The 13,187-nt window shown below is 52.4% G+C and carries 12 protein-coding genes; 4 read left to right on the forward strand and 8 right to left on the reverse strand.

Annotated features, from left to right (window positions below):
• Positions 1-14: 14 nt before the first annotated feature.
• The gene (locus tag KTH_RS10855; RefSeq protein ID WP_497618466.1) at positions 15-1,049 is read right to left on the reverse strand and encodes a helix-turn-helix domain-containing protein; all 1,035 of its coding nucleotides are present in this window, start codon (positions 1,047-1,049) and stop codon (positions 15-17) included.
• A gap of 224 nt (positions 1,050-1,273) precedes the next feature.
• Between KTH_RS10855 and KTH_RS10860 the strand changes: the two genes are divergently transcribed.
• Positions 1,274-1,816 carry a hypothetical protein gene (locus KTH_RS10860; RefSeq protein ID WP_497618467.1) on the forward strand — a complete coding sequence of 181 codons (543 nt, stop codon included), beginning with the start codon at positions 1,274-1,276 and terminating at the stop codon, positions 1,814-1,816.
• A 164-nt stretch (positions 1,817-1,980) separates the two neighbouring features.
• On the opposite strand, the gene KTH_RS10865 is transcribed toward KTH_RS10860, so the two are convergent.
• Positions 1,981-2,364, reverse strand: a complete 384-nt coding sequence (locus KTH_RS10865; protein ID WP_497618468.1) for an ArsR/SmtB family transcription factor — start codon at positions 2,362-2,364, stop codon at positions 1,981-1,983.
• Positions 2,365-2,975: 611 nt separating this feature from the next.
• Between KTH_RS10865 and KTH_RS10870 the strand changes: the two genes are divergently transcribed.
• Positions 2,976-4,502 (forward strand): ATPase domain-containing protein, encoded by a 1,527-nt coding sequence (locus KTH_RS10870; protein ID WP_497618469.1) that lies wholly within the window; start codon positions 2,976-2,978, stop codon positions 4,500-4,502.
• A complete protein-coding gene (locus KTH_RS10875) occupies positions 4,499-6,130 on the forward strand; it encodes a hybrid sensor histidine kinase/response regulator (protein WP_497618470.1) in 1,632 nt (543 codons plus the stop codon). The genes KTH_RS10870 and KTH_RS10875 overlap by 4 nt, the downstream gene beginning before the upstream one ends.
• A 96-nt stretch (positions 6,131-6,226) precedes the next feature.
• Here the strand turns inward: KTH_RS10875 and KTH_RS10880 are convergent, their stop codons facing one another.
• Together KTH_RS10880 and KTH_RS10885 are read right to left on the reverse strand one after the other, a co-directional pair.
• Positions 6,227-7,504, reverse strand: a complete 1,278-nt coding sequence (locus KTH_RS10880) for an MFS transporter (protein ID WP_497618471.1) — start codon at positions 7,502-7,504, stop codon at positions 6,227-6,229.
• Positions 7,505-7,612: 108 nt separating this feature from the next.
• A complete protein-coding gene (locus tag KTH_RS10885; RefSeq protein ID WP_497618472.1) occupies positions 7,613-8,062 on the reverse strand; it encodes a MarR family winged helix-turn-helix transcriptional regulator in 450 nt (149 codons plus the stop codon).
• Positions 8,063-8,305: 243 nt separating this feature from the next.
• On the opposite strand from KTH_RS10885, the gene KTH_RS10890 reads away from it, so the two are divergent.
• Entirely contained in the window at positions 8,306-8,680 is a 375-nt protein-coding gene (locus tag KTH_RS10890) for a VOC family protein (protein WP_497618473.1), read from the forward strand.
• Positions 8,681-8,907: 227 nt separating this feature from the next.
• Here KTH_RS10890 and KTH_RS10895 read toward each other — a convergent pair whose 3' ends face one another.
• From KTH_RS10895 to KTH_RS10910, 4 genes are all read right to left on the reverse strand, one after another.
• Complete coding sequence (locus KTH_RS10895; RefSeq protein ID WP_497618474.1) at positions 8,908-10,209, reverse strand: pentapeptide repeat-containing protein; 1,302 nt, start codon at positions 10,207-10,209, stop codon at positions 8,908-8,910.
• Between the two features lie 126 nt (positions 10,210-10,335).
• Positions 10,336-10,704 carry a DUF4260 domain-containing protein gene (locus KTH_RS10900; protein WP_111320712.1) on the reverse strand — a complete coding sequence of 123 codons (369 nt, stop codon included), beginning with the start codon at positions 10,702-10,704 and terminating at the stop codon, positions 10,336-10,338.
• A 518-nt stretch (positions 10,705-11,222) separates the two neighbouring features.
• Complete coding sequence (locus KTH_RS10905; protein WP_497618480.1) at positions 11,223-11,660, reverse strand: hypothetical protein; 438 nt, start codon at positions 11,658-11,660, stop codon at positions 11,223-11,225.
• A 476-nt stretch (positions 11,661-12,136) separates the two neighbouring features.
• The gene (locus tag KTH_RS10910) at positions 12,137-13,090 is read right to left on the reverse strand and encodes a glycoside hydrolase family 18 protein (RefSeq protein ID WP_497618483.1); all 954 of its coding nucleotides are present in this window, start codon (positions 13,088-13,090) and stop codon (positions 12,137-12,139) included.
• Positions 13,091-13,187: the final 97 nt, after the last annotated feature.

Consider the following 13,187-nt stretch of genomic DNA (forward strand, 5'->3'; position numbering starts at 1 on the left):
CTCTCTCAGCCCGCTTATTTGGGGCGCCAGATGAGTGCATGCCGAACCCAGACCTGTGTGAGCGGAGAGCTATCGCTCCTCCCCACACAGGCTGCCACACCTACTGTTCCCTGATGCAACACACCATCAGAGGCTGTCGCAAGATACTGCCCGTTCATCCAGAGTTGAAACACAGAAGCCTGAGCAACAATCAGCAGTGTGTTCCATTGATCGCGCCCCTGAACAATCGTTGAGGCAGTCCCGCTGAGCAGCACAGCATCCTGCCCACCACCCTCACGCTGATGCCGCATGAAGAGATAAGAGCCATCAATCCGAATACCGAAATAATAGTAGTCTCCTTGACGAAGGTGCACAATCAGCCCGCCCCAGTCTCCCTGGTGAATGGCGACATCCGCGCTATATGCCACATCGACCCAGGGATTCACCAGACTATTGCCATAGGCGCAATAATTAAGCCCCTGCGCCTGGATCTGATAGGTTTGTGAAACTGTCGAGAAGCCACACTGTGCGTCGGTAGGATCGCTGGCGTTGGTATCAACCTGCCACGCACGGCTATGCCTGGTCTCTTCCAACGGGTCATTGAGCAGTTGTGACCATGATTGCCAGACTCGCGGCGGTGGCGTCACAGGACGAGACGGCGCCGCTCTCACCATGAAGAGCCCGAACGCCAGCGGAAGCAGACAGAGCAGGCAGAGCAAACCGACCAGTACAGCTCCCTTTTTCGAGCATACCGGGGGCAAACGCAGGTGTGTCATCGGCGCGGGCTTCTCTGGTTCAGCCGTCTGATCGGCCGGAGTCGCAGGTATGGTTGTCTGCTTCTCTGAAACTGAGGGTTCTTCAAGGAACCCCAGTTCGAGGGGACTCTTTTCAAAGAGCGAGCAGAGTTTAGCGCGATAGAATGCACTTGGCTGCTGATGCCCCTGCTCCCAGCGCTTGATAGTGAGGATGCTTGTACCTAACTGTTCCGCCAGGTCTTTCTGACGCCAGTTACGTGCAATGCGCTCCTCTTTCAACAGCGTGCTCCACCGAGGGGATGAAGATACATCCATGCATACTCCTCCTTTTCGTGGTAGTACCCATTCTATCTTTTTATTATATACTATTCGCTCAGGATTATCCTGATTTATACAGACGATACCTATACGATACTCAAACGATACCTGACGATATTTCACGATATAGCTGTTTCTCTCTACACTCAATGTGTGAACTGTGCCGCATTGTTGAAAGGCGTAATCGCATCAGAAAGAAAGAAGGGAGATACAAACGACATATGCGCAGACTCTTTAAAAGAGGTATGACCATTGGCGCACTGCTGGCTCTGCTGTTCGTGCTTCTCAATATCTTTACGCCGAGCGCCTTTGCCGCCTCTACCCGGGAATCTCTTCAGGACTGCAATGCACTTGAGGTCAAGCTAAACGGGAAGCAGTCCCCCACGTATCACTGTCTCTCCAAAGAGATGCAGCCCGCAATCTTCGGGCGCAAATGCGTCAATGATGGCAATGACCTTGTCCTCTACTGGAATGGACCACTTTATCCGCCCTCCACGATTCCTCCCGGGCCAATACTCTGTGTCAGAGGAGCAGGTGTACTCAATCTGAACCAGACGTTCCCGGACGGACATAACTGGAATGATCAGGCAAGCGCCTGGTGGGCAGGCTGTTCAGCCGGGGCCTTCTACGTGGATATTAATGAGGGTGGCGGTGCGGCCTACTTCTCGGGAGGAAGTGGAACCAGCGCACCGAGCGCGAACTTCCCCTATGGGGGCGTTGGCAATGACCAGCTCTCGTCAATCAGGCTCTACAGCGATTGTTGACGACGGAACCTCCAAAGCGGCGCAGCCACGGCAGGGGAGGGAGCAATGCTTCCTCCCTTCTCATTATTTTCATCATTGCCAACCAACCAGCGTCAACCTTTTGGCATGTGAAACGTGATATTATCACAAGGGAGAGGGCAAAGCATAAAAAGGGCGAGGGCTCCCTATTCAAGGGAGCTCTCACGTTGAGAAGAAGACATATAATGGTCATCCACCTCCCGGAGGAAATGGAGGAACGCGCGAACACGAGGATCATCTGTCAGACGATAGTACACAGACGAACCTTGCTTTTGTGCAACAACCAGGCGCTCTTTCGCCAGAGAGTTCAAATGCTCAGAGGCCGTTGAAGGAGCCAGGTAGAGATTTCGTGCAATCTCGTTCGTTGAAAGCCCTATTGCGGATTCCGTTTCAGCGCTTGCTAATAGCTCTAGCATGCGCCGCCGCATAGGGCTACACACAAGGGCAAGAAATTGCGTCAAAGCACGATCTGCCTTTTGTGAGCGCTTTTGAAAACTTAATGTACCTTTTTCCTGCTGTAACTCAGACATGAGTTGTGACCTCCTTCCACTAGGAAATACATCCCGGTGAAAGAGCCGCCTGGGCTTCAGACAAGGAAAACGGCACGCGGTCCATAGCAGGTATCAGTTGTTCCCACCATCAAGAAGCGACACCTGAACATCGCTTCCTCAGTCCTCTTCTCTTCCTTCGTGGCTTGCCCACCAATGAAAGCGCTCACCGATCAGACTGAAAAACTCAGCCTGCTCGTCTCGCATCACAAGCCCTTTTGAGAAAAGAGCTTGCCCTTCTAGTACGTTTCATCCTCACTTTTCGGTTCATTTTTTTCCAGACGAGGCCTTCGGAATTCACCGAAATACTTGTAGTAACAGAGCAACATTTTATATAGTCAAAGAGTAGCAGAAAATCGTATAGATGAGCTTCACAGCTTGCCTCTGCTATATAGAACAAGCTCACAGGGGCGCGGCATTTCACCTATGGCAGAGGAAGCATTACTGTCCTTCAGGTAAAAGAGTGGTCTTTGTCTCTCTCCATAAGAGGATACATCTACAAACGAATATGGCTGCTCGCTCTTCTGCTTCGCCCCGCGGTAACCCGATTTCTGTATGCGTAAGGAGTGCGTTATTGTGACACGAACACAGGGGTGGGAGCAAAAGAAAGGCCCCACAATCAGGCAACAGACAAGCAATCAAACACGACAACTCGCATCTCGACAGGCATAGAGGGCCTGGATGAAATCTTAGATGGAGGTCTGATCCCTCGTCAGGCGTACCTTCTGCGAGGCGGCCCGGGCTGCGGCAAGACGACACTTGGCTTTCACTTCCTGCACGCGGGAAAACAACTGGGGGAACGCTGCCTCTGCCTGACCTTAGGAGAAACTGCCGCCGCGTTACAGCAGAACGCCAGCGCCATTGGCATTGATCTCACTGATGTGCCTATCCTGGATCTCTCTCCCGGGATCGACTTTTTTGTGCAGAATCAAAGCTATGATCTCTTTGTCGCCGCTGATGTAGAGCGTGAACCTTTTAGCCGCCAGTTAATAGAGACCGTTGAGAAGATCAAGCCGCAACGCATCTTTCTTGATGCTATGACCCAGTTACGCTATCTGGCAACCGATCTTTTTCAGTTCCGCAAGCAAACCCTCTCTCTCCTGCGCTTTCTCAGTGAACAGGGTGCGACCATCCTCTTCACCTCCGAACAGAGTGCAGCGATGCCCGATGATGACCTTCAGTTCATCAGTGACGGTGTTTTTGAGCTTGCATACACGAACTCGATGCGTACCATCTCGGTCAGTAAGTTTCGCGGCTCCGATTTCCGTGGAGGCGCTCATGCCATGAAACTGACGCCACAGGGGATGCAGATCTTTCCCCGGTTGCTTCCCGAACAACATAGTCGCCCGTTCCCCTGGGAAACCATCTCTTCTGGCATCCCGTCCCTTGACGAGCTGCTTCATGGCGGCATTGAGCGCGGCACCATCAGTCTGATTACCGGTCCAAGCGGCGTCGGCAAAAGCACACTCGGCCTTCAATTTATGAAAGAGGCTGCCGGACGCGGCGAACGGTCCATTGTGTTCACCTTTGAGGAAAGGAAAGAAACCCTGCTGAGGCGCTGCGAAAGCATCAATATCCCGATCCGTAAGATGATGCAGCGCGGCACGCTCTCCATTCAACAGATTGAGCCCCTGCACTACACCGCCGATGAGTTCGCGGCCCTGGTGCGTCACGAGGTCGAGGCACAGGAAACAGCCATCGTCATGATTGACAGCATTTCCGGCTATCGTCTCTCTCTAGCGGGAGCTGATCTGATCTCGCACCTGCACGCTCTCTGCAAATACCTGCAAAATATGGGCATTGCTGTCCTGCTGATCAATGAGGTTGAGGCGATTACAGGCGAATTCCGGGCCACCGAGATCGGGGTCAGTTATCTGACTGATAATATCATTTTCTTGCGCTATATGGAGTGGTCAGGGCAGCTACGACGCGCCATCGGTGTACTGAAAAAACGGCTGACAGACTTTGAACGCTCAATGCGCGAGATCTCTATTACACGTTATGGTATTCAAGTTGGCAAGCCCCTGATAGGATTACAGGGCATTTTAACCGGTAGATTGGAGGCTCATCGCTCCCACCATCACAATGGCAGAGAGCAAGAGCATGACTCGCTTTTATGACCCTCTTGTCTCCAACCAACGAGGAAAAGCTTATGAAACGCATCGGTGTTTTGATGGAGTCAACACGCAACCGTCAGATGTTGCTCAATTGGCTCTCAAACGCATATCAGGTCCATTGTTTGACAGAAGGGGAGCTCCCGACCGACGAGGTGTTCTCACTCTTGTTGCTCGATGGCTCTATGCTTCAACGCTTCTGGCAACAGATTCGGGCTTATAAAGAGGCCGCACATCCTACCTGTGCCCCGGTTGCGTTAATCTCGTCTCACCCTCAAACGGCACTGCTGAAAGCAAGGTTGTGGGAGACAATCGATGATGTGATTCGCATACCTCTGGAGAAGGGGGAATTGCAGGCGCGTATCGAGAATCTGATCCGTCTCCATCAGTTCTCGCTCGAAAGCCAGAAAATCGCCCATTTGCAAGCTGAGCAGGCGCACCTGGAAGCCCAACTGCTTCAGACCCAACGTCTGGAAAACGTCGGGATGGTTGTGAGCGGAGTTGCGCATGATGTGAATAACATCTTTACAGGTATTAAAGGGCATGCCCGCTATGGAGTCAAACTGCTTGACCGGGATCACCCGGGCGTCGCTTCGTTTCAGCACATTGACCGCCACGCTGATCAAGGGGCCCGCCTGACCCGGCACCTGCTGTCTTTCGCCCGAGGTCAGGCCGAAGGCTTCACACGGGTTGAGCTTTGCAAGCTGATACACGATCTGGAACCGCTGCTCGCCAGCGCTCTGGGCCCCTCGATTGAACTCCGCCTGGAACTGGGGAACGCGCCGCAATGGATCTCGGCAAACGCCACCCAGATTGAGCAGGTTTTGATGAATCTCTCGATCAACGCACGTGACGCGATGTCTGAGGGCGGCACTCTGACACTCCGGCTACAAACGCTGTATACGTCACCAGATGAACAGGCGTTCCCTGAGGGATATTATCTTCAGTTGCAGGTGGCTGACACCGGCAGCGGCATAGCAGAGGAACTTCGCACGCGTATCTTTGAGCCCTTCTTTACCACCAAAGAGGAAGGCAAAGGGACCGGACTTGGTCTGGCAACCGTGCAGCGCATTCTGCGGGCGCATCGAGGTTGGATCACCGTTGAAAGTGAGCTCGGCAGAGGGACAACTTTTTCTGTCTACCTTCCGCTGCTGGATACGATTCAGGAATCCGAAGTATCACATAGCATCACCATCGAGGAAATACCACAGAGCCCGGTTGAGCAACCGCAAAGCAATGCTGAATCGCTCATCTTGCTGATCGAAGATGACGAAGATCTCCAGCTCCTGTTGAAATCCTTCTTTGAGGATGAAGGCTATGCCGTGCTGCAAGCGCAGGACGGTCCCGGAGCGCTTCAATACTGTGAACAGCATGGGGCCTCAATCGCGCTGGTGCTCACTGATGTGATGGTCCCACAAATGAACCCAAAACTCCTTCAGGAACAGGTACGCCGTCTGTGTCCACAGGCTCCCATCGTGGTTACGAGCGGCCACACAAAGGCCCACCTACAGCAAAAAGGCCTGCTGACCGAGACCATGTCCTTTATTCAGAAACCCTATGATCTGGATGAGCTGATTACCCTCATCAATTCGTTATTGCGCCGCGAACGAACGTCAAAAAACATCTCAATCTAGAAGGCGAACTCCTTCTCTGAACGCGCCGCCTTTCGGGGCTCTCTCGGAATGGAAAGCACCGCCTGACAGCGCGTCTCATTGAGGGGGGAGACGATCTTATCCACGCTCAAGCTCTACAGCAGGTAACGATGCCCCCCGCTTGAAGGGAGGCAGGAGAATATTGATCACTGTCGCCAGAACAAGCAACGCGATTGCTCCGCTGAAAACAAGGATATAGCTCCCCGTCCAATCATAGAGCAGACCCGGCAGATACGCGCCGAGCGCCGATCCAAGCTGATGAAAGAGCGAGAGCAGACCGAAAACAAAGCCCGCTGCCCCGCTCGGGAAGTAGTGAGAGGCCAGCGTCTGCGTTGGCGCCACAGTAGCGAAATCAACGAGTCCGAAGATCACCGAGAAAAGCAACAACAGGAAAGGATGATGCACGTTCAATAGCAAGACCAGTGAGAGCGCTCGTACGCCGTAGAACAGGGCAAGCATCCAGCGCCCATCCCAGATATCAGCGAGTGGACCCGAGGCCAGCGACCCGATGATATTAAAAGCAGCCAGCAGACTCACTGCCACACCAACAGTTGCTGTTGAAAAGCCATGATCATGTGCATATGAGATCAAGTGTGTATCCATCAGGCCGGTCGTGGTCACCCCACAGACGAAGAAGGGCAGAGCCAACCCCCAGAAAGGCCATGTCGCGAGAATCCGCCACCACGGCAAAGGACTCCCTTTTTCCGTGGAGGTCACTGCCTCTTGCTCTTCCGGCTGCACTTCTCCATATGGCCGCATCCCTATCTCAGCAGGCGAGGAACGCAGACAGAAATAGAGCAGCGGACACACAATCAGGCAGAGAAGCAGTCCGACCCAGAATAAAAAGCGTTGCCACCCCCAGGTAGTGACGGCAAAGAGCGCCACAGGCACTAACACCAACTGTCCAGCGCTGACACCGGCCTCCATAACGCCGAAGGCAATTCCCCGCCGCGTATGAAACCAGCGTGTGATAGCAGCCGAGACAGCGACATATGAGGTTGCACCAAACCCGATCGATCCCATGCCGCCGAAAAGCAACACCAGATGCAGCGGGGAACTGGCAAATGTTGTCGCGATCAGGCTTCCCCCGACCAGAAAGACCCCGGCAGGAAACACAATCCGCAGACCATAGAGATCGGCAAGCCGCCCGACAAGCGGCTGTGATAGTCCATAGAACACAAAGCTGACCATTGATATCAACGAAATCGTTTCGCGGTTGGTCGCAAACGAGCGCTCCCAGGGCTGAACGAAAGCGCCAAACGAGAGCCGCACACCCTGCACCATCAACAGGCCAAGAAAACAGAGGAACAACAAAATCCAGGCATAATGGATAGGGAGGCGTTTCAAGCTTTTCATCAGGAAAATCCTTTCCAGATACCTCAAAAAAAGGAAAAAAGGCCCACCACATGATTCTGCAATCATGCGTTTGGAGGTTTGCTGTTTGTCCGTCTCGGGAACTCAGGCTTACTCTGAAAGCCGGGAAAAAGCGTCTTCCTCTAGTCGCATCATCTTCAGCAGCAGGGCCTTCACCTGAGTCTCTTCTTCCGCCGAGAACCCGGCACAAAAGAAGCGATTCAGCTTATCCACTTCGCGCTGCACAGGCTCCTGGAGCGCTCGCCCTTTCTCAGTCAACGCCACCCGATGAATGCGACGATCCTGCCCATCAGGCAAGCGCTGAAGCAGTCCGGCATGCTCAAGCCGATCAATGACCCCCGTCAGCGTTGCGCTATCAAGCATCAGCCGCTCACCCAGGGCGGCCCCACTCTGTCCATCGCTCTCCCAGAGCGCCCGCAGAACAATATATTGCACGGGCGTCACACCGTAGCGCGTCAGTCTCCGCTTGGTGATTTGTGAGACACGCTGATAGGCTTTGGAAAAGAGAAAGATAAAGCAATCCTCAATCGGTTCCATCATATTCCTCTTTATCAGATTGAAGTATCACCATCTTTACCCACAAGAATATCATATACATGATACTTGTGTAAATAATACTTGTATACAAGTTAATTTTCACAAAAAACTGGTCTGCAATGGTGCCATAGAGCTGTCACATTTCGAGAGGTATGATACATCCAGAAATTGAAGCAGCTTTCACTCTGAATCGCAGGTTCGTCGCGCTCTGGAAGCGCAGTAGACAAAAGGAGAAAGGTTTCTATTATGGCAAACGAGACACCCAAACCAACGATTGCGCATATCGAGATCCCGGCAGAGCATGTTCGCGAGACTGGCACCTTCTATCAAGATGTTTTCGGTTGGAAGCTCGCTGTGAATGAAGAACACAACTATATCACATTCCAGACAGACGGTGGTCTTCGCGGCGGCTTTGCAGATCCCTCCGAACCAGCCTATAAGCCTGATCGCTTGCTCGTCTACCTGGCAACAGACGACATTGATGCTTCGCTGGCGACCATTGAGGCTCACGGCGGTACCATTGTGCATTCAAAAGCGGAGATCCCGGGAGTAGGCGTCTGGGCCATTTTCGCCGATCCCGCAGGGAACCATCTCGGTCTCTTTACACCTTACAATCGCTAAATAAGGCGGGGCCCGGTTCACATTGAACCAGGCCCTCTTGAAGCTCCTCTTTCCCGGGATGAAGTGAACCGGCGTATGGTTGTAACAAGTCGAGGGTTACGCAGTTAGTACCTCTGACCCCATTACACAATACTCCGCCTATAGAGCACTGTGTGCATGAGCAGTATCCTTTTATCGTAAAATCCTCTACTCTGTCCCCATTTTATGGAAATAATGAAATCGGGCTCTTATTGCTCATCTGATAGCGGCTCCTCTACAGGGATATCCTCTTTCCGTTTGAGTAAGAAAAGCACACGTTGTAGCAGCTCCTGATAGGCTGCTTCATCCTGGTATCCTGAGCAATCAAGAACCTCCGTCTCATCCAGCACATGCATCTCTAAGCCTGTTCTTTTGAACAGAAGCGTCCAATCAGGTACATCACGCAGCCGTGACTGATCGAGCGATACGGTCACAATCAACGGCTCCTGTGATTGTGCTTCCTTTCGCTGGAGAAACGCCTGGATAGCAGCGCTTCTAATACCTCCAAATACTCGAAATGAGGCCCGGGAGACGACAAGCAGTCGAGCATCCTGCGGCTGCATCGACCACTCCTCTGGCGGCTCTCGATACCCAAACCAGAGTTCAAACTGTTCACAGGCAGGATACAACCAGCAACAGACCCCGTTCCGAGAGAGATCTTGCCAGAGCCTGCTTGCAAAGGCATACTCAGCAGGGGCATACACGAGAAAACAGGAAGGACGCTGTTTCCACTCCTCAAGCGAGAGCGTCTCGTTTGTACTCAGGGTTTCTGGCAGGCCACAGCCGCGAAGAAAGCGGGGAGGCAGGCTTCCCTCTGCTCGCGCGATCGTCTGCAGGTCCGGGAATGAGCGCCCGACATGATACGCCTGATCCAACCCTCTTGCCCGATGCAGGGGACAATTGAGAATCCCCGTTTCCCAGAAGACGGCCTTCTCAAAGCTGGTCCCTGTCAGATCTGTCTCATGCAGCACCGTTCCACGCAAATACGTCCATGAACAGTTTGCCTCTCGCAAGGAGGATCGTTCAAAACGCGTCAACCAGAACTTGGCGCCCTCCAGATCAGCCCCATCAAAGCACACCTGCCGCACAATCATCTCATCCATGCAGGCATGTCTCAGATTCGCCCGGGAAAAGGTATCACTACGAAGAAACGACCTCTTCCAATCGGTATACCGAAGCATTGCCTCTTCAAAAGTACTCCCTCCACTTGATGTTACACGTCGCAGGTCTGCAAATTCGAGATGGCACCTTCGGAAGCAAGTCCCGCTGAGAACTGCGCCCAGGAGATTCGCATCCTCTAAATCCGCATCAGTGAAATCTGTCATATACAGTTCTGTATCACGCAAATTCACCTTACGCATCCGTGCCCCCGTGAAATTCGCCTGAAAGAAATGTCTCCCTGAAAGATCGGCTCCCTCTAAGTCGGGGACGATCTCGGGATGCTCCGTACGCCATTGATTCCATCGCTTCACGCCCTGTTCCAGAATCGCCAGATGGTCCGGGTTAGCCATTGCACCCGTACTCCCTTCTTTTGTTTTTCTGGCTATTCCAATCGGACAGAGCGAAAACGGAAAAAGAGGTAAGAAAGAGGACTCCTTTTCCGTCTGCATCTCGTTGAAGCATACTGGTTACAGGTTTTACACGCGATTCAGATGAGTATCTTTGAAAAAGGTGGGGTACTTCAGACCATAGCCAAGCACGCGATCAAGCCCGATATGAGCCAGCCAGATCAGCGCCAGCAGCGCCAACAGCGTATTGTTTCCAATCAACCCGAAGGCCAGCAGCGCCAGTGGAAGCACATATGCATGGATCAGATTATAGATGATGGCTCCGACACGCGCTCCAGCCAGATAGCCAAGCATTGAGAGATCAGGCACAAACAAAAGCAGGAGAAACAAAAGCCAGTTGCCTCCTCGCATGCCATAGAAGAGCAGCGCCAGCAAGAAGACCGTTATCCCTTCCAGTCGCAGGACAACAGCAGGGGCAAAGAGATTGAAGCGTTTCATCTCAACATTCACATCCTTCTATAATAAAACAGGAACCAAAGCAAGATCATCTGACTGAGAACGTCTGATTCAGAACCCTGCTCATAAGTTAATCACCTCCCCTTTCGCAGGGGACTGCTTTGACCTCCTTGTCCGACACATCAGGGACACGTGCCCCATTCTCACCCGGTCCTGCCGGACGAGAAGCGTTCTCCATGTGACGCGTGCATCAGTTTCATGTGCGACCAGTTCTTGCTGAACGCCATTGATGGCATGATCTGAGAAAGAGCATATCAATCATTTTGTAGAGTCTGACATTTGTATATGAAGTCTCTGTTGTTCTCTCTTTGACACGCTTTCGCCGCCGTTGCAGCAAGCCCATTCCTCATCTGACTTGAAAGCCGTGGACTTCTTGTGGTCATCATACGGATGAGTCTATCAGGATAGCGCATGGAAAGCAAGCGGTACAAACAAAAAAAAGAACCTCCGGCGTTTTTCATCCGCTCAGGAGGCCCTTCCATGTGCGTTGCAAGCTTGAATCACTGCTTGACGCTAACCGTTTGCTTCATCCCTGCCTCATAATGGCCCGCGATATAACAAGCGAACTCAGGCTGTGTGTTTGCTGCCGACGTGGTGAAGGTATAATCCAGCGTTTTCGTCTCTCCAGGCTGAATATCGTCAACCATTGCCAGGGCCATCGAGTCCATATGCTCCATAGACATACCGCTCATGTTGCCCTCCGACTTCGGCATAATCATAAACTCATGGGAAGTGTTGCCATTGTTCGTAATCACAAAGTGATACGTTTTTCCCGGAGTATAGTTCTTTTCAGATACATCAATGCTGAACTCCGAAAGCTTGACGTCAACCGTCTGTGCATCGGTGGGTGCACTTGTTGCCCCGGTATTGCCACCACATGCAGCGAGAACCATGATGAGAAGCCCGAACAGAAGGGACAAACCCAGACGATACTTCATTGTGACACCTCTTTCCTCTTCTATGCTGAATGAGCTATGCGTCAGACTATCCTGTATTCCCGCACTCATGCTCTGTTTCTCGCGCTGAGAGGATGAGTGCCGCAGATCAGGAACGGCTCGTTGTAGATAGAGAACTATGTTCTCAGGCAGAGAGCATACCCCCTTGCGATCGTGAAACAATATTGAGAAGAAAGGAAAAGCATCGATAGCGCTCTATCCGCAGAATGCAGCCTCCCCAAAGAGGTATGACTTTCCCTTTCTTCTTACCCTATACCAGGGGGTAGTATGGAACTGGTTCTCACTATACGCGAGCTTTTCGTTTTTGTCAACCCCCCGGGGTGGGGATGGGAAGAGAAGAAACGTACATTGCAAAGGGAATAAGGTTGCTGAAGTTGCTCATGAGAAACAAAAATGGGTCGGAACCAGAAGACCGATTCCGACCCTCTCCGAATGAGGGGATCTGTAAGATGCTTCGTCTAGCTGTTCATTGACTGTGTCATCAGAATGGACCATTGTTCAGGGTGCGCGGTTCCGCCCGGCAGAGAGTTAAAGTATTCCCAGGCGAACACGCCGCCGAAGTTTGAATATTTGCGTGCCAGTTGCTTGACCGTCGAAGCAGCCGTATTGATATTGACATAGCCGCCACCATTCGCCGGGTTGCTCAGCATCCCGGCAACAATCTTGTCCGCCGGGAAGCCATTTCGCACGGCCCGATCATAGTCAGAGGTCGAGGAAAGAGAACCAAACCCGCTATAGAACTGCGTGTTGAACCAGGCAATCCTGGCACCCTGGGGACTGTTATAGAGATCTTTATAATCAAAGCCAGAGAGGCCACCACCGCCGGTCAGATCCGAGGCAACCGGTGCAAGCGTGATCGCGAAACTGCTGCCGAAGTCGGCACTCAACTGATCGATCAAACGTTGTACATCTGTCAGAGCGACCGACTCTTCGATATCAAGATCAATACCGTCAAAGTGGTACTGCTGCAACGTCTGCTTGAGCACGGGATAAAGCCTGTTCCAATCGCTGAAAAGGGACTGAAAAGAGCAGCAGGCCGCTCCGCCAAGCATCATATGCAACTTCACCCCCATTCCCTGAAGCTGTTTGAGTTGCTGCCAGGGTTTCGCAAAAATAGGATTGTCGGGCGGATAATCATTGAGGTGCATCAATGTACCATCGCTTTGCGGGCCCAGATGGAAAGCCCCCAGATTGATATGGGTCGGATATGGTTTCCCGGTCGCGGGATTGAGGTTCTGAATCACAGGGGTGAGGTCGGTTAAGGTTTGATAGTAGTAGATCACACGATGGGTACTCGCCTGAGCCTGCACCGTCGCAGCCGAAGCACGCGGTTGAAACGAACTGAACGCCATCATGAGAAGCGCCAGGGCAAGGGCCACCATGCCTTTACCCGCTTGTCTCGTTTGGAACATTCTCTTTCTCCTCTTTACACCGTTGTATTTTCACGCCACGATTCCAGCCGCAGCGCTGACCTCCCGCTAAGAGGCCGACCTTTCGGGGAAGACTGAA

It is taken from the genome of Thermosporothrix sp. COM3 (genome assembly GCF_059696735.1).

Bases quoted from the DNA above. Each gene is read 5' to 3' on its own strand.
- KTH_RS10855 (WP_497618466.1), bottom strand. From the start codon at position 1,049: ATGGATGTATCTTCATCCCCTCGGTGGAGCACGCTGTTGAAAGAGGAG.
- KTH_RS10860 (WP_497618467.1), top strand. From the start codon at position 1,274: ATGCGCAGACTCTTTAAAAGAGGTATGACCATTGGCGCACTGCTGGCT.
- KTH_RS10865 (WP_497618468.1), bottom strand. From the start codon at position 2,364: ATGTCTGAGTTACAGCAGGAAAAAGGTACATTAAGTTTTCAAAAGCGC.
- KTH_RS10875 (WP_497618470.1), top strand. From the start codon at position 4,499: ATGACCCTCTTGTCTCCAACCAACGAGGAAAAGCTTATGAAACGCATC.
- KTH_RS10880 (WP_497618471.1), bottom strand. From the start codon at position 7,504: ATGAAAAGCTTGAAACGCCTCCCTATCCATTATGCCTGGATTTTGTTG.
- KTH_RS10885 (WP_497618472.1), bottom strand. From the start codon at position 8,062: ATGATGGAACCGATTGAGGATTGCTTTATCTTTCTCTTTTCCAAAGCC.
- KTH_RS10890 (WP_497618473.1), top strand. From the start codon at position 8,306: ATGGCAAACGAGACACCCAAACCAACGATTGCGCATATCGAGATCCCG.
- KTH_RS10895 (WP_497618474.1), bottom strand. From the start codon at position 10,209: ATGGCTAACCCGGACCATCTGGCGATTCTGGAACAGGGCGTGAAGCGA.
- KTH_RS10900 (WP_111320712.1), bottom strand. From the start codon at position 10,704: ATGAAACGCTTCAATCTCTTTGCCCCTGCTGTTGTCCTGCGACTGGAA.
- KTH_RS10905 (WP_497618480.1), bottom strand. From the start codon at position 11,660: ATGAAGTATCGTCTGGGTTTGTCCCTTCTGTTCGGGCTTCTCATCATG.
- KTH_RS10910 (WP_497618483.1), bottom strand. From the start codon at position 13,090: ATGTTCCAAACGAGACAAGCGGGTAAAGGCATGGTGGCCCTTGCCCTG.